At 67.4% G+C, this 20,589-nt stretch carries 18 protein-coding genes; 11 read left to right on the top strand and 7 right to left on the bottom strand.

Annotated features, from left to right (window positions below; genetic code table 11):
• Positions 1-282: 282 nt before the first annotated feature.
• Entirely contained in the window at positions 283-870 is a 588-nt protein-coding gene (locus BMZ21_RS16205) for a nitroreductase family protein (RefSeq protein ID WP_091836412.1), read from the bottom strand.
• Between the two features lie 187 nt (positions 871-1,057).
• Between BMZ21_RS16205 and BMZ21_RS16200 the strand changes: the two genes are divergently transcribed.
• Positions 1,058-2,038, top strand: coding sequence for a LysR family transcriptional regulator (locus BMZ21_RS16200; protein WP_091836410.1), 981 nt, complete (start codon positions 1,058-1,060; stop codon positions 2,036-2,038).
• Between the two features lie 78 nt (positions 2,039-2,116).
• Positions 2,117-2,725 (top strand): glutathione S-transferase family protein, encoded by a 609-nt coding sequence (locus BMZ21_RS16195; protein ID WP_091836407.1) that lies wholly within the window; start codon positions 2,117-2,119, stop codon positions 2,723-2,725.
• 13 nt (positions 2,726-2,738) lie between these two features.
• On the opposite strand, the gene BMZ21_RS16190 is transcribed toward BMZ21_RS16195, so the two are convergent.
• From BMZ21_RS16190 to BMZ21_RS16180, 3 genes are all read right to left on the bottom strand, one after another.
• Positions 2,739-4,550, bottom strand: a complete 1,812-nt coding sequence (locus BMZ21_RS16190; protein ID WP_244543870.1) for a peptidoglycan L,D-endopeptidase MepK — start codon at positions 4,548-4,550, stop codon at positions 2,739-2,741.
• Positions 4,551-4,738: 188 nt separating this feature from the next.
• The gene (locus BMZ21_RS16185) at positions 4,739-6,619 is read right to left on the bottom strand and encodes a L,D-transpeptidase family protein (RefSeq protein ID WP_091836404.1); all 1,881 of its coding nucleotides are present in this window, start codon (positions 6,617-6,619) and stop codon (positions 4,739-4,741) included.
• Between the two features lie 150 nt (positions 6,620-6,769).
• Positions 6,770-8,260, bottom strand: a complete 1,491-nt coding sequence (locus BMZ21_RS16180) for a sigma-54-dependent transcriptional regulator (RefSeq protein WP_091836402.1) — start codon at positions 8,258-8,260, stop codon at positions 6,770-6,772.
• A gap of 203 nt (positions 8,261-8,463) precedes the next feature.
• Here BMZ21_RS16180 and BMZ21_RS16175 point away from each other — a divergent pair, with 203 nt between their 5' ends.
• The 6 genes from BMZ21_RS16175 (at position 8,464) to grxD (ending at position 14,577) form a co-directional block, all read left to right on the top strand.
• Complete coding sequence (locus BMZ21_RS16175) at positions 8,464-10,305, top strand: M3 family oligoendopeptidase (protein ID WP_091836400.1); 1,842 nt, start codon at positions 8,464-8,466, stop codon at positions 10,303-10,305.
• A 13-nt stretch (positions 10,306-10,318) separates the two neighbouring features.
• On the top strand, positions 10,319-11,203 hold the full coding sequence (locus BMZ21_RS16170) for a methyltransferase domain-containing protein (protein ID WP_091836398.1): 885 nt from the start codon (positions 10,319-10,321) through the stop codon (positions 11,201-11,203).
• The gene (locus BMZ21_RS16165) at positions 11,200-11,640 is read left to right on the top strand and encodes an acyl-CoA thioesterase (protein ID WP_091836395.1); all 441 of its coding nucleotides are present in this window, start codon (positions 11,200-11,202) and stop codon (positions 11,638-11,640) included. The genes BMZ21_RS16170 and BMZ21_RS16165 overlap by 4 nt, the downstream gene beginning before the upstream one ends.
• Before the next feature lie 95 nt (positions 11,641-11,735).
• Complete coding sequence (gene purL / locus BMZ21_RS16160; protein WP_091836393.1) at positions 11,736-13,946, top strand: phosphoribosylformylglycinamidine synthase subunit PurL; 2,211 nt, start codon at positions 11,736-11,738, stop codon at positions 13,944-13,946.
• An 11-nt stretch (positions 13,947-13,957) separates the two neighbouring features.
• On the top strand, positions 13,958-14,194 hold the full coding sequence (locus tag BMZ21_RS16155) for a BolA family protein (RefSeq protein ID WP_091836391.1): 237 nt from the start codon (positions 13,958-13,960) through the stop codon (positions 14,192-14,194).
• Positions 14,195-14,241: 47 nt separating this feature from the next.
• Complete coding sequence (grxD, locus tag BMZ21_RS16150; RefSeq protein WP_091836387.1) at positions 14,242-14,577, top strand: Grx4 family monothiol glutaredoxin; 336 nt, start codon at positions 14,242-14,244, stop codon at positions 14,575-14,577.
• Positions 14,578-14,662: 85 nt separating this feature from the next.
• Here grxD and BMZ21_RS16145 read toward each other — a convergent pair whose 3' ends face one another.
• Complete coding sequence (locus tag BMZ21_RS16145) at positions 14,663-16,393, bottom strand: carbamoyltransferase family protein (protein WP_091837110.1); 1,731 nt, start codon at positions 16,391-16,393, stop codon at positions 14,663-14,665.
• A 78-nt stretch (positions 16,394-16,471) separates the two neighbouring features.
• On the bottom strand, positions 16,472-17,461 hold the full coding sequence (locus BMZ21_RS16140; protein ID WP_091836385.1) for a hypothetical protein: 990 nt from the start codon (positions 17,459-17,461) through the stop codon (positions 16,472-16,474).
• Between the two features lie 284 nt (positions 17,462-17,745).
• Between BMZ21_RS16140 and BMZ21_RS16135 the strand changes: the two genes are divergently transcribed.
• Positions 17,746-18,183 (top strand): hypothetical protein, encoded by a 438-nt coding sequence (locus BMZ21_RS16135; RefSeq protein WP_091836383.1) that lies wholly within the window; start codon positions 17,746-17,748, stop codon positions 18,181-18,183.
• Between the two features lie 4 nt (positions 18,184-18,187).
• On the opposite strand, the gene tlpA is transcribed toward BMZ21_RS16135, so the two are convergent.
• The gene (gene tlpA / locus BMZ21_RS16130) at positions 18,188-18,814 is read right to left on the bottom strand and encodes a thiol:disulfide interchange protein TlpA (protein ID WP_091836381.1); all 627 of its coding nucleotides are present in this window, start codon (positions 18,812-18,814) and stop codon (positions 18,188-18,190) included.
• A 31-nt stretch (positions 18,815-18,845) separates the two neighbouring features.
• Between tlpA and argH the strand changes: the two genes are divergently transcribed.
• Both argH and lptM read left to right on the top strand, forming a co-directional pair.
• On the top strand, positions 18,846-20,246 hold the full coding sequence (gene argH / locus BMZ21_RS16125) for an argininosuccinate lyase (protein WP_091836379.1): 1,401 nt from the start codon (positions 18,846-18,848) through the stop codon (positions 20,244-20,246).
• Positions 20,247-20,322: 76 nt separating this feature from the next.
• Positions 20,323-20,583 (top strand): LPS translocon maturation chaperone LptM, encoded by a 261-nt coding sequence (gene lptM, locus BMZ21_RS16120; RefSeq protein ID WP_091836377.1) that lies wholly within the window; start codon positions 20,323-20,325, stop codon positions 20,581-20,583.
• The last annotated feature ends 6 nt before the right edge of the window (positions 20,584-20,589 follow it).

The raw sequence follows: 20,589 nt of genomic DNA, 5'->3' as shown, positions 1-20,589 counted from the left end.
CGGCCGTTCAGCCTAGCGAGCCACTGCGAAACCTGCAGCGCTTTCCCTATGGCATCCGACAGGAGCGGCGTCTTTGCAAGCGCCGAGGCGCGCGCCGGACAGATCGAGCCGGCGGGGCGGCGGGCTCATGACCAGCGCCGGGGACCTCATCTCAGGCGAAGCAGCCCTATTTGGACCGGATTCGGTGTGCGTCGCACAAAAACGCCGCCCGGAGGATGCTCCCCGGGCGGCGCTTTATTCTTCGGGGTGTTGCTTCAGGCAATCAGCCCGAGCTGCCCCCGATCAACGATGGGTGCGGAACCGGACCTCGTCGTCGATGAAGGTCTTCTCGCCAAAGGGCGCCTCGTTGGAGCCGAACGGCATCTGCGCGGTGAGCTTCCAGGACTCAGGAATGTTCCAGGTCTTGGCGACCTCGGCATCGACCAGCGGATGATAGTGCTGGAGGCTCGCGCCGATGCCGGCATCGGCAAGCGCAGTCCACACCGCCAGCTGCGCCATGCCGGTCGAATGCTCCGACCAGATCGGGAAATTGTGCGCATAGAGCGGGAAATTGGCCTGGAGAGCCTTGACCGGCTCCTGGTCCTCGAAGAACAGCACGGTACCCGCGCCGCTGGCGAAGCCTTCGAGCTTCTTGGCGGTCCCGGCGAAGTCGGCAGCCGGCACGATCGCCTGAAGCGCCTCCTTGGCGATGCTCCAGAACTTGTCGCTCTCCCGGCCGAACAGGATGACGGCGCGCGAGCTCTGCGAATTGAAGCTGGAGGGCGAGAGGCGGATCGCTTCCCGGATCAGGGCATCGACCTGCGTTTCGGAGATCGGCAGATTCTTGCCGAGGGCATATTGCGTACGGCGCTTCTTGAGCTTGTCGAGCATGGCTTCCTCATCTGTAACGCTGGCAGGCCGATGAAACGGGGCTGTTTGTCTCGGAGCGCGCCTCTAGGCGGCCTTCCTGCGAAAGCGGGATTTGATGAGGAAGAGGTAGCGGTTCACCTGGCGCACCAGAATGCCCATATTGGGCACCAATCTGTTGCTCATCCAGGAACGCTGTCAGGAACGCTTCATGTCCGAGATCGACGATATCAGGAGCTTCGTCGCCGTGGTCGACGCCGGCGGCTTCGGCCGGGCCGCGCATAGCCTCGGCCTGGCGAAATCGATCGTCAGCCGCCGCATCGCCCGGCTGGAGGCCGATCTCGGCACGCGGTTGCTCAGCCGCACGACCCGCGGCGTCGCCGCCACCGAGGCGGGACTGGAGTTCAAGGCGCGCGGCGAGCGCATCCTGTCGGAGCTCGCCGAGGCGCGCGAGGCTATGGCGCAGCAATCCGAGGGTGTCGCCGGGCGCCTGAGGCTGTCGATGCCGCTCTCCTTCGGCTATCGCCATCTGGCGCCGGTGCTGGCGGAGCTCGCGGAGCGCCACCCCCGGCTGGAACTCGATGTCGAAGCCAGCGATCGCCAGGTCGATCTGATCGGCGAGCGCTTCGATGCCGCGATCCGGATCGGCTCACTCAAGGATTCCAGCCTGGTGGCGCGGCGCATCGCACCGGTGAAGGCGGCGGTGCTGGGCAGCCCGGACTATTTCGCCCGCCACGGCCGGCCGGAGACGCCGCTCGACCTCGCCCGGCACGAATGCCTGGTCTATTCGGGCAATAGCGTGGTCGACTGGGGCTTCCGCATGGGCCGGCGCTGGGTTTCCGTGCGCCCATCCGGGCGGTTGCGCTCGGACAATGGCGATACGCTGCTGCGCTGGGCCGAGGCGGGGCTCGGCATCGTCGTGTTGCCGACCTTCATTGCCAGCGATGCGATTCGCGCCGGGACCGTCGAGCATATCCTCTGGCGCTATCCGATGCGGGAGAGCGCGCTGCATGTCGTGCGTCCGCCGGGGCCTTACGTGCCCGGCAAGGTGCGGGTGCTGATCGATCTCATGCTCGAGCGCTTCGGCAACACACCGTCATGGGATCCCTGCCAGGCGGCCGTTCAGGCGAAGATCGCGGCCGGCGAGCTGGCGCCCGAGGACTATCCCGCCGACGAGCATCAAATGGCGTGAAGTTGCGCTTCACCCGAATTCGCGTGGCAAGGCGTGCGTAAGCGGCCAGTGTTCCGACCATGACAACGGGAGATCGCGATGCTGCTGGTTGGAATGCTCGATAGCCCCTATGTGCGGCGCGCCGCCATCACCGGGACCTTGCTCGGCCTCGAATTCGAGCATCGCTCGGTCTCGGTGTTCCGGCACATGCCGGAGTTCCGCAAGATCAACCCGCTGATCAAGGCGCCCAGCCTGGTCGCCGATGACGGCACGGTGCTCAGCGAATCCCTGCTGATCATCCAGCATTTCGAGGACGTCGCTGGCCGTTCCCTGCGGCCGACGGACAAGGCTGTGCGGGTCAGGGACCTGAGCCTTACCGGCATCGGCATCGTCGCGGCGGACAAGGCGGTCTCGGTCGAATACGAGCGCAAGCGGCCGGAGGAGAAGCGCTACGACAACTGGCAGGAGCGCATTCTGGCGCAGCTCCACACCGCGCTCGACCTGCTCGACCAGGCGGCGGAGCGTGGCGAGATCGGCGCCGGCCCTGGGCTGCGGCCGGGCGATATCGCTGCCGCGATCGCCTGGGGGTTCTGCCGTTTCGTTATCCCGGAATTCGTCGAAGAAAAGCGCTGGCCGGCGCTGGCGCGCCAGGCAGCGGCCTGCGAGGCGCTTCCGGTGTTCAAGGCCTGGCCGATCGACAAGGAATAGTCTTGGGGCTCGCTCAGTTCTGGACGAAGGTCGTCGGCAGCGCCTTGACCGCCGGGCCGCTGAAGCCGCTGGTGCCGACATCGCTGGGCTCGGCGGCCGAGAAGCCGAGCGAGGCGGCGGGGCTCGCGCCGGCGACCCAGCCCTTGGCCTGAGCCTCCGAGCCAGCCTTCGCCTTGGCGGTCGCGACGGTGGCGCGCCGTGCCGGAGGGGCCTCCGGCGCCGAGACGGCGGCGAAGAGCGAGTCGAGGCCGGCCCGGTCGGCGTTGTATTCCGCAGCGATCGGAGTGCTACGCGGCCGCGCGGCGACCTGCGTCGTGCCGGCCTGCTCCGGCGCGGCGCCCGGCGGGCGCGGCCGGATCGGCGGCATCGGATGATTGATCGCGACCAGCTTGGCGCCGGCGGGAATGGCGGAAACGGTGTCCTCGGCGTCGTCGCTCAGACGCAGCCCCTCGGTCGACAGGCTTGCCAGCGCGACCGGGCGAGACGGCGGCAGCGGGGCCGAGACGGCCTTGCCGGTCAGGATGGTCTCCAGCGACGGGCCGGGCAGGTCGGTCGGCCTACGCGGCGGCAGCGAGGCGAGGATCAGCTTCTGCTCGGAAGCGGGCAGCGGCAGGGCCGTGGCCTCCGCCGCCAGGGCGGCGAGCTGCGACGAGCCGGCCGGCGGATTCGGCACGGGCGGCGTCAGGCCACTCGGGCGCGCCACAGGAAGTGCGGTCGCGATCGGGCTCGGCTTCGACGGCTCGGGCGGCGCAACCTGGGCAGGAGCCAGGGCGGCGACCTGCGTCTCCTCCGGCGGCGGCGCGGTGGTGGTCGTTGCGCGATTCGACCGCTCGCGCAGCACGGAACGGCCGCTCGGCTCGGGCTGGGCCGGCTGCGCATTGAACACGGCGAAGCGGCCGCCATCGCCGCTGTTGCTGTCGCCGGCATAAGCCATGACGGTCGGCTGCGGCGTCGGCGCGCGACGGGCTGCGGCCGTACGGCCACGGGTCGGGCGGGCGTCGGCCTCCTCGTCGTCGCCGCCGAACAGCGCCGCCCAGAAGCTCTTGCCGCCGCCGCCGGACGCCATGATCGCGCCCTCGTCGTAGTCCCCGGCGCCATAGCCCATCACCGAGCCGCCGCTGGAGAGAATCGCAGCTTTAGCGACCTCGTAGCCCGCGAGCGGCTTGCCGTCGGCAGGCAGATGCACGGTCTGTTCATCGGGGAAGAGGCGTACGAGCTGGTCGCGGGTCATGCGCGGCCAGGAGCGGACCGAGCCGGCGTCGAGATGGACGAAAGGTGTATGCGCGCCGGGATAGAAGCCGACGCCGCCGCGCTGCATCCGCATCGCGACCTCGCGCATGCGGGCTGTCGGGGTGTCGGGCAGGTAGAAGTCCATCGCCTTGCCGAGCATATGCTGGCTGTGCTTGGCGACGCCGCGCGAGCGCCGGCGCAGCATCGAGTTGGTGCCGGGCGAGCGATAGGCGGAGACGACGTGGAAGGGCTGGTCGGAGCCGACCTTGCGATGGACCTCCCAGGCGATGTCGAACAGGCGCGGGTCCATGCGAATCGGCTCGTCGATGCGCCAGTCGCGCAGCGCCCAGTTTAGCTTCTCCAACCCCGCTGAGTCGTAGCGGCCGTCACGCTTGAAGGTGACGGTCGTCTCCTCCTTGGTGTGCATGTGCTTGATCGTGATCGTGCGGGTGTCGCCGTTGGCGACGGCGTTCTGCGTGCCGCGCACGCCAAGCACCAGGAAGCTTGCGCTCGTAGCGAGCAGAAAGCCGGCGCGGGCGCTCAACCGCAAAAACTGCGGCAGCCGTGCTGCGATCTCGGCTTTCGACCTGCTCACTCTGCCAGACCCGTCTCGAAGCACCCGGCGAACCGGAGCGATAAACGTGAAGGAACAGTTGCCGAGAAGGCTTAACGGGAGGTTACCGGCGAGACAACTCCCCGCCGGAATCCGGCAAGCAAGATTGCTCGCTACCGGCAGATCATGGCGAAACCGTGCCGAATGGGACTTTTTCCAGGCCGGAACCGTCAGGAACGTTGCTCGAGGGCGTTCCTGACCAGCCTGTGGAAGCCGTAGATATCGTCGAAGGTGGTGATGGCACCGGCTGCGTCCACGACGATCGTCTCATAGACGAGATGAATCTGTAGGGGCTGCGGCAGCTTGATGGTGCGCTCGCCCGAGCCGATCAGCCGCTTCAGCCGCTCGCTCGTCCATTCCGGCCCGAGCACCAGGTCGGCGAGGGCGAACGGGTTCTCGACGCGCACGCAGCCATGGCTGAAGGCGCGCTTGCCGGCGCTGAACAGGCCGCGATTGGGCGTGTCGTGCAGGTAGACGGCATGGTCGTTCGGGAACATGAACTTGATCCAGCCGAGCGCGTTGCGCTCGCCCGGTGGCTGGCGCACCGAGATGCTGCCGTTCTTGCCCCGCGTCACGACATAGCCGCGCCTGGCGGCATAGGTCGGATCGTTGGCGAGCCCGGGCAGGAACTCCTTCTTCAGGATCGAGGGCGGCACGTACCAGGACGGGTTGACGACGACGTGCTCCATCCGGTGCGAGAACACCGGCGTCGCCGATTCCGGCTTGCCGACGATCACGCGCGACTCATAGGCGAGCTTGTCGCCGTGCATCACGCGCATCCGGTATTCGGGGATGTTCACGACGATGCGGTTCTCGCCGACATCGCTCGGCAGCCAGCGCCACCGCTCCATCTGGGCGATGATGTCGCTCTCCAGCCGGGTCGAGCGCGGCATTGCGAGGGCGGCGACGGTCTGGTCGCTGAGCACGCCGTCGGCGCGCAGCCCCGCCTGCTTCTGGAAGTCGGCCAGAGCCAGCGCGGTCGAGCGGTCGTAGACCGGCTCCTCGCTGCTGCCGAGGCCGAGCCGGGCGCGGACCAGCGGAACGCGCTCGTCACGCATGCCGACCCTGAGGGCAGGGCCGGCCGGGATGTGGGCGACCGGCGTCTCGGGCTTGTGAGCGCGCAGCTCGGCGAGCTTGGCCTTCAGGTGCTGATAGCCGGCATGCTGGGGATTATAGGCGGCGAGAACCGCGCCGGCATCGGCCGCACCGGCGAGCTCGGACAGGACCTCGGTCGCTGACGGCAATTCGAGCTTCGGCGTGATCAGCTTCGACAGACGGCGCGGGTCGAGACGGCCGCCGCGGGCGTCGCGGGCATAGAGCACGGCGAGCGCCGAGAGCCGGATATCGGCCGCGGCGAGGCTGTCCTTGTCGCTGCCCTCGAAGACCGGCAGCAGATAGTCGCCGGCGCGCAGGCCGTCATCGCCGGCGCGGCCGAGCCGCGCGACGATCTGCTTGCCGGAGGCACCGAAACCCTTGCCGTCGATCCAGAACGGGCGGTTCTCGTTGGCGGCATAAGCGGCGACGATGTCGGCCCGCTCGCGAGCGGACAGGCGGGGCAGGGCGGCTGCGATCTCGACCTGGGCCGCGATCCGGCCGGAGAGTTCGAGCCCGGGCGGCATCGTGACCGCGACGTCGGGCAGCGGCGGCAGGTCGATCTGTGCGGGCTTTGCCAGTTGCGGCTGCGGCGCGGGTTCAGCCGGCTTCACCAGAGCCGGATCGACCGGCGGCATCTCCGGCTCGGGCAGATCGAGCTCAAGCTCGGCCGGGCTGTGGTCGGGCCTGGTCGAGAGCGCGCCGGTGACGATCTCCCTGGTCTCTGCCGCTTCGGCCGACTGCAGGCCGGCGGACGGGCGCAGGTCGAGCGTCACCTCCGCCGGGGTGGGGATGTCGAGCTGTCGCGGCTCGGCGTCGGTCCTGAGAATGACCAGAGCGGGCTGTTCAGGCAGTGGCTGACCGATCCCGCTTGCCTCCTGCGCTGTTGCGGCAGCGAGCGCGAACGAAAGGCCGAGAGCGGCGGCTGAGACGGTTTCCGCCAGGCGGCGAAGGCGCATCGATAAACTTCCCCGGTCCCTGGCCGATCCACGCCGATAACTGCGTGACTCGGCCTGTTTCGACAAGATGCCGCCCTGCAACAGCGGCCGATATTCGCCCTCTGCAACCCGTCCCCTGTGGGTCGCAGAACGCGTTTCGATTCGGGCGGATCAGGCGGCGTCGGCGCCGTCGGCGGCGTCCTCGCCTTCGATCAGCCCATAGTCCTTGAGCTTGCGGTAGAGCGTCGAGCGGCCGATACCGAGCTTGCGCGAGATCTCGGACATGTGCCCGCGATAATGGGCGAGCGCGAACTTGATGATCTCGCGCTCCAGCTCGTCGAGCGTGCGCATGTCTGAGCCGGCGACGAGGTCGAGCGCGTTGGGATCGCGGACAGGCACCTGAATGACGCGCGGCGGCGCCTCGCCACGCGGCTCGCTGGCAATGGAGGCCGGCGCCGGCGGAATGCGCACGTCGAAGCCATCCATCTGCGCGGCGATCTGCGGGAACTCGGCGATGGTCAGCTCGTCGCCATCGGAGAGCACGACGGCGCGGAACATCGCGTTTTCGAGCTGGCGGACGTTGCCGGGCCAGTCATAGTCGGCGAGCAGCGAGAGCGCCTCGGCGCTGATACCCCGCAGCTTGCGGCCCTCTTCGGCGGCGAAGCGGGCGAGGAAGCCGCGGGCGAGGTCGGCGACGTCCTCCCGGCGCCGGCGCAACGGCGGCAAGGTGATGGGGAAGACATTGAGGCGGTAATATAGGTCCTCGCGGAACTCGCCGCGCTTGACCTGCTCGAGCAGGCTCTTGTTGGTCGCCGAGATGACGCGGATGTCGACGCGCACCGACTTCTTGCCGCCAACCGGATCGACCTCGCTCTCCTGGATGGCGCGCAGCAGCTTGACCTGCGCATCGAGCGGCAGTTCGCCGACCTCGTCGAGGAAAAGCGTGCCGCCATTGGCCTCGACGAATTTGCCGATATGGCGCTCGGTCGCGCCGGTGAAGGCGCCCTTCTCATGGCCGAACAGGATGGATTCGACGAGATTGTGCGGGATCGCGCCGCAATTGACGGTGACGAAGGGCTTGCCGCGGCGGTCGCTGGAGCCCTGGATGGCGCGGGCCAGCACCTCCTTGCCGACGCCGGACTCGCCCTCGATCAGGATCGGGATGTTGGAGCGGGCGGCGCGTTCGGCGAGCTGGACGACGCGGCCCATGTCCTGGCTCTTGCTGGCGAGATCGCGAAAGCCGAGCTGGCCTGAGGCTCGCCGCTTCATGTAGCGGATTTCGTGCTCGAGAGCGCCGAGCTTCAGCGCGTTCTTGAGCGAGACCTGCAGGCGCTCGGCGCCGGCCGGCTTGACCACGAAATCGACGGCGCCGGCGCGCATCGCCGAGACGACGGTCTCGATCGAGCCGTTGGCGGTCTGCACGATCACCGGAACCTCGCTGCCGCGCTCGCGCAGCGCCGCGAGCACGCCCATGCCGTCGAGGCCGGGCATGACGAGGTCGAGGATCAGGCAGTCGATACGGCGCGATTCATCGACGAGAACCGCCAGAGCCTGCTCGCCGCCCTCCGCCAGTGCGACCTCGTAACCGAAGCGCTTCAGCATCGCGTCGAGGAGCCGGCGCTGGACGGGATCGTCGTCGACGACCAGGATGGTTGCGGACATGAAACCTCGATAGGCCAGGCAATCAGCCGGAAGCGGCTGTTCCGTTTCGGGTCACTGTCGGGGAGAACGGTTAAGCGCCGCTTAAGCCGGCGACGCCAGCGGGAAATCGAGCTGCTGTGACAGCGCGACCGTTGATCGCGAGCCGCTGGCCGCGCATATGAGGGGGCCGTAAATCCTCTCCGACAGGCCGAGGCAGATTGCTCATGACCCGCTCCTTCGACCGTCCCGCGATCGCACGCGCCGCTTATGCCGGAGGCGCGGCCGAGGCGCTCGGCGCCCTGCCGGAATGGGATCTGACGCATCTTTACCCGGCGATGGATTCGCCCGCCTTCGCGGCCGATGTCGAGCGCGCGGCTGCCGAGGCGCGGCGTTTCGCGGAGCTCTATCGCGGCAAGCTCGCGGCGCTCGCTGCCCGCGAGGACGCCAGCGCCGCGCTGGCCGAGGCGGTCAGGGCCTATGAGGGGCTGGAGGATCTGGTCGGCAAGATCATGTCCTATGCCGGACTGGTCTATTCCGGCGAAACCACCGACCCGCAGCGCGCCAAGTTCTATGGCGACACGCAGGACAAGGTCACCGCGATCTCGACCGAGCTGCTGTTCTTCGGGCTCGAGCTCAACCGAATCGACGAGGCACTGCTGGCCAAGGCCGCGGCGCAGGCCCCGCTCAGCCACTGGAAGCCCTGGCTCGACGATCTCGCCAAGGACAAGCCGCACCAGCTCGAGGATCGGATCGAGGAGCTCTTCCACGAGAAGTCGGTGACCGGCCATGGCGCCTGGAACCGGCTCTTCGACGAGACCATCGCCTCGCTGCGCTTCAAGGTCGGCGGCGACGACCTCACGCTCGAACTGACGCTGAACCGGCTGCAGGACGCCGACGGTGCCGTGCGCAAGGAAGCCGCGGAGGTGCTCGGCACCGTCTTCCGCCAGCATTTGCGTACCTTCGGCCTGATCACCAACACGCTCGCCAAGGACAAGGAGATCTCCGACCGCTGGCGCAAGTTCGAGGACGTCGCCGATTCTCGCCATCTGGCCAACCGCGTCGAGCGCGAGGTCGTCGATGCGCTGGTCGCCGCCGTGCGCGAGGCCTATCCGCGCCTGTCGCACCGCTACTACAAGCTGAAGGCCCGCTGGTTCGGTCAGGACACGCTCGACTATTGGGACCGCAACGCGCCGCTGCCCAAGGTCGAGCAGCGGACCATCCCGTGGACCGAAGCGCGCGACACGGTGCTCTCGGCCTACGGCAATTTCTCAGCCGATATGGCGGGGATCGCGCAGCGCTTCTTCGACGAGCACTGGATCGACGCACCGGCGCGGCCGGGCAAGGCGCCGGGCGCCTTCGCGCACCCGACCGTCCCTTCGGCGCACCCCTATGTGCTGCTCAACTACCAGGGCAAGCCGCGCGACGTGATGACGCTGGCGCACGAGCTCGGCCATGGCGTGCACCAGGTGCTGGCCGGGCCGAACGGGGCACTGATGGCGCCGACGCCGCTGACGCTGGCCGAGACGGCGAGCGTCTTCGGGGAGATGCTGACATTCCGCAAGCTGCTCGACGAGACGCGCGACCAGAAGCAGCGCAAGGCGATGCTGGCGGCCAAGGTCGAAGACATGATCAACACCGTCGTGCGCCAGATTGCGTTCTACTCGTTCGAGCGCAAGGTTCACGAGGCGCGCCGGCAGGGCGAGCTGACGGCCGAGAATCTTTGCGATCTCTGGCTCAGCGTGCAGTCGGAGAGTCTTGGGCCGGCGATCCGGCTCGGGCCGGGCTACGAGACGTTCTGGGCCTATATCCCGCACTTCATCCACTCGCCGTTCTACGTCTACGCCTATGCCTTCGGCGATTGCCTGGTGAACTCGCTCTACGGCGTCTACCAGAACTCGGCCTCTGGCTTTCAGGAACGCTATTTCGCGCTGCTCTCGGCCGGCGGCACCAAGCATCATTCCGAACTGCTGAAGCCGTTCGGCCTCGATGCGCGTGATCCGGCCTTCTGGCAGATCGGGCTCAGGATGATCGAGGGGCTGATCATCGAGCTGGAGGGGATGGAGTGAAGCGGGGCGGGCGGTGAGCTCAGTCGTCTTCGACCGCGCGCTCTATCGCCGCCGCCTTTCGGCTGCGCTCGCTGCCGGCTATCCCGATTTCCTGCTGGCGCGCTGCGTCGGCGATCTCGACGAGCGGCTGTCCGCCGTGCTGCGACGCTTCGAGCGGGCTGCCGATCTCGGCACGCCGCTGCCGCTGGCAGGATCGGCGCTGCAGGCGCGGGCTGGCGGCTTGCTGCGCATGACAGAGGCCGCGGAAGCTGGCGCCACTGTCGTGGGCGATCTCGAAGCACTGCCCTTCGCCGCGGAATCGCTTGATCTCGCGGCCTCGTTGCTGGCGCTGCATGCGGTCAACGACCTGCCGGGCGTCCTTATTCAGATCAAACGGGCGCTGAGGCCGGACGGGCTCTTCATCGCCTGCCTGCTCGCCGGCCAGACCTTGACCGAACTGCGCCAGTCGCTGCTCGCGGCGGAGGTCGAATTGACTGGTGGTGCCAGCCCGCGCGTCGCCCCTTTCGCCGATCTGCGCGATCTTGGCTCGCTGCTCCAGCGCGCCGGCTTCGCGCTCCCGGTGATCGACAGCGAGAGCGTCACCGTCCGCTATGGCGACATGTTCGGCCTGTTGCGCGATCTGCGCGCCATGGGCTGGTCCAATGCGCTGACCGAACGCAGCCGCAAGCCGCTGCGGCGTGCGGTGCTGCTGCGGGCGGCTGAGCTCTATGCCGAGCGCTTTTCCGATCCCGATGGACGCCTGCGCGCGACGTTCGAGATCGTCTGGCTCTCCGGCTGGGCGCCGCATGAGAGCCAGCAGAAGCCGCTTCGGCCCGGCTCGGCCAAGGCGCGGCTGGCGGATGCGCTCGGCGTTCCGGAGATCGGCACGGGCGACAAGGCGGGCGGGGAAGAGCGATGAGCGAAAAGCCGGTCAGGCTCGGGCGTGCCGATTTTCGCCTGTTCCGCACGATCCCGACGCGCTGGGCCGACAACGACGTCTTCGGTCACGTCAACAACGTGATCTATTACAACTGGTTCGACACGGTGGTGAACGCCTGGCTGATCGAGCAGGGCTTTCTCGACGTCAAGGATAGCAGGATCGTCGGCCTCGTGGTCGGCACGCGCTGCGACTATTTCGAGAGCGTCGCCTTTCCGGAGGTGGTCGAGGGCGCCCTCGCGGTCGAGAAGCTCGGCCGCTCTTCGGTGACTTATCGCATCGGCATCTTCCGGCAGGGCGGGCAGCTCACGGCGGCGCAAGGCCTCTTCACCCATGTCTATGTCGAGCGCGGTCCGCAGACGCCGGTGCCGATCCCGGCCAAGCTGCGTGCGGCCATGGCGGAGATCGGGGTAGGGTAGGCGCTCCGAGCGATTGTCTCCACCGGCGTTTTCAGGCTATTGCCCCCGCTTGAGATCGAGCCTTCGGCTCGCCCCCTCCGTCAGGAACAGGCCGCGTGATTCCCAACGACATCAAGATCACCCCGCAGCTGGTCGCCGAACATGGCCTCAAGCCGGACGAGTACCAGCGCTTCCTGCATCTGATCGGGCGCGAGCCGTCGATCACCGAGCTCGGCATCGTCTCGGCGATGTGGAACGAGCACTGCTCCTACAAGTCGTCGAAGATCCATCTGAAGACGCTGCCGACCAAGGCCCCCTGGGTGATCCAGGGCCCGGGCGAGAATGCCGGCGTGATCGACATCGGCGACGGGCTCGCGATCGTCTTCAAGATGGAGAGCCACAACCACCCCTCCTTCATCGAGCCCTATCAGGGCGCGACCACCGGCGTCGGCGGCATCCTGCGCGACGTCTTCACCATGGGCGCGCGCCCGATCGCCGTGCTCGACGCGCTGCGCTTCGGCGATCCGAGCCACCCGAAGACTCGCCACCTCGTCTCCGGCGTCGTTGCCGGCATCGGCGGCTACGGCAATTCCTTCGGCGTGCCGAATGTCGGTGGCGCCACCGGCTTCCACCGGCGCTATGACGGCAACAACCTCGTCAACGCTATGGCCGTCGGCCTCGCGCGCTCCGACGAGATCTTCTACGCCAAGGCCTCGGGCGTCGGTAAGGCGATCGTCTATCTCGGCTCGAAGACCGGCCGCGACGGCATCCATGGCGCGACCATGGCCTCTGCCGCCTTCGGCGAGGGCGCCGAGGAGAAGCGCCCGACCGTGCAGGTCGGCGACCCCTTCGCGGAGAAGCTGCTGCTCGAAGCCTGCCTCGAGATCATGGCCGCCGGCCATGTCGATGCGATCCAGGACATGGGCGCGGCCGGCCTGACCTGCTCGGCGGTCGAGATGGGCGCCAAGGGGGATCTCGGGGTCGAGCTCGATCTCAACGCGGTGCCCTGCCGCGAGGACGGCATGAGCGCCTATGAGATGATGCTCTCGGAGAGCCAGGAGCGCATGCTCATGGTGATCAAGCCGGGCCATGAGGAGCCGGCCGAGGCGATCTTCCGCAAGTGGGGCCTCGACTTCGCCGTCGTCGGCAAGACCACAGACAGCTTACGCTTCGTCGTCAAGCATGACGGCGAGACGATGGCCGACCTGCCGATCAAGGAGCTCGGCGACGAGGCTCCCGAATACGATCGGCCCTGGGTCGAGACGCCGAAGCGGCCGGTGATCGAGGCGTCGAACGTGACGCCGCCGATGTCGAACGCCGAGGCTCTGCTGGCGCTGGTCGGCTCGCCCGACCTCTCGTCGAAGCGCTGGATCTACGAGCAGTACGACACGCTGATCCTCGGCAATTCGGCGGTGACGCCGGGGGGCGATGCCGGCATCGTGCGGATCGAGGACGGGCCGAAGGGCCTCGCCATGACCGCCGACGTGACGCCGCGCTATTGCGAGGCCGATCCGTTCGAGGGCGGCAAGCAGGCGGTGGCCGAAGCATGGCGCAATCTGACGGCGGTCGGGGCCCTGCCGCTCGCCATCACCGACAACCTCAATTTCGGCAATCCGGAGCGGCCCGAGGTGATGGGCCAGCTCGTCGGCTGCATCCGCGGCATCGGCGAGGCCTGCAGGGCGCTCGACTTCCCGGTCGTCTCCGGCAACGTCTCGCTCTACAACGAGACCAACGGCGTCTCGATCCTGCCGACCCCGACAATCGGCGGCGTCGGCGTGCTCGCCGATGTGACGAAGCATTCCACCATCGGTTTCAAGGCCGAGGGCGAGGCGATCGTCCTGATCGGCGAAACCAGGGGTTGGCTCGGCCAGAGCGCCTATCTCGCGACGGTCTGTGGTCGTGAGGAGGGCGCGCCCCCGCCGGTCGATCTAGCTGTCGAGCGCCGCAATGGCGAGTTCGTGCGCTCGCTGATCACTGCCGGACGCCTCAGCGCTTGCCACGACCTCTCGGATGGTGGCCTTGCCGTCGCGCTCGCCGAGATGGCGATGGCGAAGGGCATCGGCGCCACCATCGCGGCCCTGCCGGCCGGCCCGGCTCATGCGGTGCTGTTCGGCGAGGATCAGGGCCGCTACCTGTTGTCGCTGCCGGCCGGTGCTGCCGAGGCGGTCGTCGCCGAAGCCAAGGCCGCAGGCGTTCCGGCTCTGATCATCGGCAAGACCGGCGGCAGCGAGCTTGTTCTGCCGGGTGAGGTTGCCGTTTCGGTCGCAGCCCTCAGCAAGACCCATGAGAGCTGGCTGCCGGACTACATGGCCGGCAAGGCCGCCTGAGGAGACCAGTCATGGCGATGGAAGCGAGCGAGATCGAACGGATGATCAAGGCGGCGTTCCCCGACGCCGTCGTCGAGATCAAGGATCTCGCCGGCGATGGCGACCATTATGCCGCGACAGTGGTTTCGTCCGCCTTTAAGGGCAAATCGCGCGTGCAGCAGCACCAGATGGTCTATGCCGCCCTGCAAGGAAACATGGGCGGCGTGCTGCATGCCCTTGCGCTGACGACGACGGTTCCCCAAGATTAGAACGAGTTCATCCGGCGGGCCTTGAACCCGCATTTGGAGATAAGGCCATGAGCGACGTGAACGCCCGTATCGATGCCGAAGTGAAGTCCAGCGACGTGGTGCTCTTCATGAAGGGCACGCCGCAATTCCCGATGTGCGGCTTCTCCGGCCAGGTCGTGCAGATCCTCTCTTACGTCGGCGTGCCGTTCAAGGGCGTCAACGTGCTCGAGGATCAGGAGATCCGCGAGGGCATCAAGGCCTATTCGAACTGGCCGACGATCCCGCAGCTCTACGTCAAGGGCGAGTTCGTCGGCGGCTGCGACATCACCCGCGAGATGTTCCAGGCCGGCGAGTTGCAGGCGCTGCTCGAAGAGAAGGGCATCGCCGTCAAGCAGGCGAGCTGAGCCTCTTCCCCTTCGTGGAATCAAAAGGCGGCGCGCGAGCGCCGCCTTTTTCATGTCCGGATACGTCTGCCGCCGAAGCGGGCGCTCACTTCACCAGCAGCCAGTCCTCGACCACCAGCGCATCGAGCCCTGATGTATAGAACATCAGGATCGCATCCTCGCTCGTGTGCAGGATCGGCTTGCCCATGATGTTGAAGGAGGTGTTCAAGATTACCGGCACGCCGGTGAGCGCGTGGAAGGCCGAGATCAGCGCGTGATAGCGGGCGTTGCGCTGCGCCGTGACGCTCTGCAGGCGCCCGGTCGCATCCTCGTGGACGACGGCGGGGACGCGGTCACGCACCGCCTCCTTCCAGGTCAGGGTGCGCTCCATATAGGGTGCATCCTGGTAGTTCTCGAACCAGTCGGGGCCGTGCTCGGCCAGGATCGAGGGCGCGAACGGCCGGAAGGCCTCGCGATACTTCACCTTGGCGTTGAGGATGTCCTTGGCGTCGGCAGGGCGGGGGTCAGCCAGGATAGAGCGGTTGCCGAGGGCGCGCGGCCCGAACTCGGCCCGTCCCTGGGCCCAGCCGATCAGCTTGCCTTCGGCCAGGAGCTTGGCCGTCGCGGTGATGATTTCGTCGGGCGAGAGCTTCTTCAGGCGCGGCTCCCAGGCCGCCATGCGTTCGAACGGCTCGGTCGAGAGGCTTGAGCCGAGATAGGGGCTCATCGGCCCTTTGGGCGCCTGCCAGTCCGGATTGGCCTCGGCATGGGCGAGCCAGGCGGCGCCGATCGCGTTGCCGTCATCGGCGGGGGCGGAGGGGACATGAACCTGCTTGAAGCCGTGGCGGCCGACGATCTTGCCGTTGAAGGAGGAGTTGAGCGCGCAGCCGCCGGCGACCACGAGATTTTCCGACGGGCAGAGCGCCGCCGTCTCGGCGAGCAGCGCCTCCATCATCTCGGCGAAGACGTTCTGGCCGCAGCGCGAGAGATCGGCCCAGCCCTTGTCGAGCGCGTCGGCCGGGCGGCGAGCCAGGATTTCGTCGGCGACGTTCTGGACCGTCGCGGCGTCGGCGAAGCTGAGCTTGGTGCCGTCGACGCGATAGAGCTTGCGCAGCAGCGCGAGTAGCTCAGGATCGTTTTTGCCATAGGGCGCCAGGCCCATGATCTTCCATTCCTCGCCCTTGGCCTGGTCGAAGCCGGCGAGATCGGTGACGAAGCCGAAATAGAAGCCGATCGATTCGCGACCGCGATGGCGCTTCAGCTCGGTGAGGCGGCCATCCCTGAGCGCGAAGATCGCGGAGGCGCCCGTCTCGCCCATGCCGTCGACGACGAGGCAGGCGGCATCGCGGAAGGGCGACGACCAACAGGCGTAAGCCGCATGGCTGAGATGGTGGCCGTAGCGCTTGATCCCGCTGACCTTCGCCTCGCCGAAGGCGCGGTCGAGGCCGAGCAGGGTGCCGAGGCCGGCGCGCTGCTGCTGGTGATGCAGGTTGGCGATCAGGGCGCGTTCGCTGCGCTCGGGCACGAGCGAACGATTGAAGGCGGGCGAGAGCTTCAGCAGCGAGTCGAGGCTGAAGGAGCCGGCGCGGCTCATCTGGTCGAGGAAGCCGGTGAACTCCTCGCCCCAGCTGGTCGCGAGCCTGATCTGCGCATCCTTCGGGATGTAGCGCTTGAGCAGGCTTTCCATCCGCGCAGCCGTGTCCGGCTCGCAGTTCGGGGCGCGCTTGTATTGCAGATAGCGCTCGGTGGCCTCGGCGAAGAGGACCTCGCCGCCGGGATCGATGATGGCAATAGCCGGGTCGTGGAAGGTGGTGGCGAGGCCGATGGTGTAGCTCATGGCCGGCAGCGTATGGAGCAGCCGGCCGGCCATGGCAAATGTTGCAGATCCGTGACGCCGGGCAGTGGCATCGGTCGATCACTGGGCGAAGGCGATGCTGTCGGCGATCGCCTTGATCGCCGGCTCCAGTGAGGGATAGGTCGCCTCATCGGCGCTGACGATCAGGCGCACGAAGCGGCCATCCGGGCCGAGGCCGATATACTGGGCAAAGCGCTTGCCGGTGGCACCTTCAGCGGTCCTGCCCGAAAGCAGCACGCCAGCCTTGCTGCCGGCGAAGGCGACGGTCTCACGCTTGGCGATCTCGGCCTTCTCGAAGCCGCGCGTCGTCTGCAGCAGCTTCTCGGCGACGGCGGCGAGTTGGCCGGCCGCGACCTGACCACCGGTCTGATAGCTGACGATCAGCATGGGCTGGCTGCCCTTGGGGTCGACGTTCAGCGGGCCTGAGGTCATCAGCACGCCAAGGCCGCCGAAGGTGTCGACGACGCGGAAAGGCTCGGTGGCGCGAACACGGAAGGGCAGGGCCGCAAGCTTCTGGTCGAGCGTCGGCTCGGCGCCGAGCGAGACGCTCTTCAGCATGGTGACCACGTCGTCGCCATCGAGATCGGAATCTTCCGGCGCCTGCACGGTGATCATCACGGTCTTGGCGCCCTTGAGCAGCACGACCCATTTGTCGAAGGTCGTACCGGCGACATTCTGGTGGCCGGTCAGGATGCGGCCCTTGCCGCCGGCCGTATCGATGTCCTCGGCCTCGTCGATCACGATGTTCTGCTTGGCGAAGTTGGTCTTGGCGGTCTGGAGATTGTTGAACAGCGCCGACAGTTGCGCATGCGCCTCGGGCGGCATCTCGACGACGAGCATGGAGGCCTTCGCCTCGGTGTTCTCCAGGCCGGCAAACTTGGTCGAGGGCGCGAAGCCCTTCAGAGGCGCCAGCGAGACCGTCGTACCCGAGATCGCGGTCCTATCCTGGGCCCGTGCGTGCCCGGCCAACCCGGCGAGCAAAAGGGCGCCCGCCGCCAGCCGGAGAAGGGTCCGGGCCGTGCCGGCGCGGGAAAGTCCGGAAAAACGCATGATTGTCGCTCCATTCGCTGTCGGGAGGCCTATTGCCGTGATGCCGTGCCCGGACGAACCGCGCAGGGCGGTCGTCGTTCCCTTGCGCAAGTTTGCGGCGCAATCGTAGCGGCGCGTCCTGCCGGCCGCCGAATGCGGGGCCCTATGGCGGCGCGAAACGGCATCAGAGCGGTCCAATCCTCTCGGGATGCCGCAGGCCTGTGCCCTGCCTTGCAATCCGCACCCTTAGCGGCGTCACGCTCTGCCTAGGTCGTCGCCTTCCCCTTCTCACCGGAGAACATGCGATGCTGCGGACACATAAGATCATGATCGAACAGGGCAGCGGAGAGAAATCCGTCTACGCAATCCTCAGGCTGACCGACAAGAACGAGGTCTCCGGCAAGTCGGCGTCAGGCCGCTGGGTCCATTTCGAGGACAGCACCGACGAGGGCAGGATCAAGTTCACCAGCGATGCCAAGGAACATCTGTACTGGGAGTGGACGTCGGAGGCTCCGGCGACCATGCTGATCGGCTCGAAAATGGCGCGCGCCTCGCACAAGGCCGGCGAGGAGGAGTATTTTCAGGTCCTGATCACGCTGACCAAGGTGACGCGCAATTCCGAGGGCAAGTTCGGCGGCGCACCCAGCAAGGCAGGCGCGGGTGAGGGGACGGGAACCCTCACCTACGACGTCGGTGGATACTTCAAGAAGGGCGCGATCACTTGGACAGTCGTGGCGTACTGAGGCGTCAGCGGCCGAGCGCTGCCCCGATCAAGGCCTTGGCGTCGGCGCCGGCCCATTCGGCCGGCCCTTGCAGTAGAGCGAGCTCGCAGCCGGCCGGGTCGATCAGCAGGCTGATCGGCATGCCCTCGACCTTCTTCACGGCGCGGATGTCCTGGAACACCTTGGCCTGCGGGTCGGCATAATAGCCGAGGCGGGTGATCGCCTTGTCGGCGAGCCACTTCTTCGGCTTGTCGGGGTGGCGCGTGTCGATGTTGATCGCCAAGACCTCGAAATCCGAGCTGCCGAGCGCGCCCTGCAGCGCATCTAGCGCCGGCATCTCGGTCAGGCAGGGCAGGCACCAGGTCGCCCAGAGGTTGACCAGGACGGTCTTGCCCCGGAAGGCCGAGAGCGTCGTCGGCTTGCCGTCGGGGCCGTTGAACGCAAGATCGGGCAGGAGCGCCGGCTGCTTGGCGACCTCGACGCCCGCGACATCGCCTTTGGCAAGGGGGCGCAGCGTTTCAGCCTTCGCCGAGGCGGCGCTGCAAGTGGAATTGCCGGCCACGCCCCGCACGGAGTAGAAGGCCGCTGCGCTGCCGAGCACCAGCAGCGCCAGGGCCCCACAGGCCACCGCCATTTTCGACCGAGACGTCATCGTGCGTCCTTGAAGAGCAGGAAAGACCGCCGTGAGCAACCGCATGTGGGGTGGGCGTTTCGCCACAGGTCCCGACGCCATCATGGAGGAGATCAACGCCTCCATCGATTTCGACCAGCGCCTGTGGCGCCAGGACATCCGCGGTTCGCTGGCCCATGCCGCCATGCTTGCCGAGACCGGCATCCTGACGCGTGAGGACGTGGACGTGATCTCCGCCGGACTCAAGGGCATCGAGGCCGAGATCGAGGCCGGGCGCTTCACGTTCTCGCGCGCGCTCGAAGACATCCACATGAACATCGAGAGCAATCTCAAGGACCGGATCGGGCTCGCCGCAGGGCGCCTGCATACTGCCCGCTCGCGTAACGACCAGGTCGCGACGGACATGCGCCTGTGGGTGCGCGATGCGCTCGACCAGCTCGACGAGCAGGTCGCCGACCTCCAGCTCGCACTCGCCGAGAAGGCGGATACCTATGCCGGGGCGGTGATGCCGGGCTTCACCCATCTGCAGTCGGCGCAGCCGGTCACCTTCGGCCACCATCTGCTCGCTTATGTCGAGATGCTGGCGCGCGACCGCGGCCGTCTTCGTGACGCCCGCGAGCGCATGAACGAATCCCCGCTCGGCGCCGCCGCGCTCGCCGGCACCTCCTTCCCGATCGACAGGCACATGACGGCCAAGGCACTCGGCTTCGCCCGGCCGACGGCAAACTCGCTCGATTCGGTCTCGGATCGCGATTTCGTGCTGGAGACGCTCTCGGCCGCCTCGATCTGCGCCATGCACCTTTCGCGCCTGGCCGAAGAGATCGTGCTGTGGGCGACGCCGCAGTTCGGCTTCGTCAAGCTCTCCGACAAGTTCTCGACCGGCTCTTCGATCATGCCGCAGAAGCGCAATCCCGACGCGGCCGAACTGGTGCGCGGCAAGGCGGGGCGCGTCTTCGGGGCGCTGCAGGGCCTGCTGACGATGATGAAGGGCCTGCCGCTGACCTATTCGAAGGACATGCAGGAGGACAAGGAAGGCACCTTCGACGCCGTGCAGACCCTGTCGCTTTGCCTCGCCGCCAGCGCCGGCATGGTCCGCGACATGCAGCCCGACCTGAAGACGATGAAGAAGGCGGCCGGCCTCGGCTACGCCACCGCGACCGATCTCGCCGACTGGCTGGTGCGGGTGCTGAAGATGCCGTTCCGCGACGCCCATCACGTCACCGGCCGGCTCGTCGGCCTCGCATCGAGCAAGGGCGTCGGCCTGGAGAAGCTCTCGCTCGCCGAGATGCAGGAGGTCGAGCCCAAGATCAGCGACGAGATTTTCGCCGTGCTCGGCGTCGAGCGTTCGGTGAAGAGCCGCACCAGCTATGGCGGCACCGCGCCCGCCAATGTGAAGCGGCAGGCCAAGCGCTGGCTGAAGCAGCTCGCCAAGGACGCGAAGCCACAGTCATGATCCCGGCGCAAAGGCTCGCAAGCTTGCCCGCCATTCGCTACAGTCCCTCCGACGCTTTGCCCGAGGATACCCGTTCGTGCCGCATTCCCGTCTGACTATCGGTCGCGCCGTGTTGCTGGCCGGCTTACTCGGTCTCGCGCTTACCGCCTGCGGCCGCCGCGGCCCGCTCGAACCGCCTCCTAACGCCAAGAATGCAATCGACCTGCCGGATCAGCAGACAGGCGCGGTCGAGAACAGCTTCAACGCGACGGATGCTTCGCCGCTCGGCAAGCCGCCGAAGCGCAACCGGCCGATCGAGGTCCCCGAGAAGCCTTTCGTGCTCGACCCGTTGCTCTGAGTTTTC

The sequence above is a fragment of the Allobosea lupini genome (genome assembly GCF_900109525.1).
Lineage (GTDB): Bacteria > Pseudomonadota > Alphaproteobacteria > Rhizobiales > Beijerinckiaceae > Allobosea > Allobosea lupini.
Note: the sequence above shows the minus strand (reverse complement) of the source record. Positions and strands in the feature narration are given on the sequence as shown.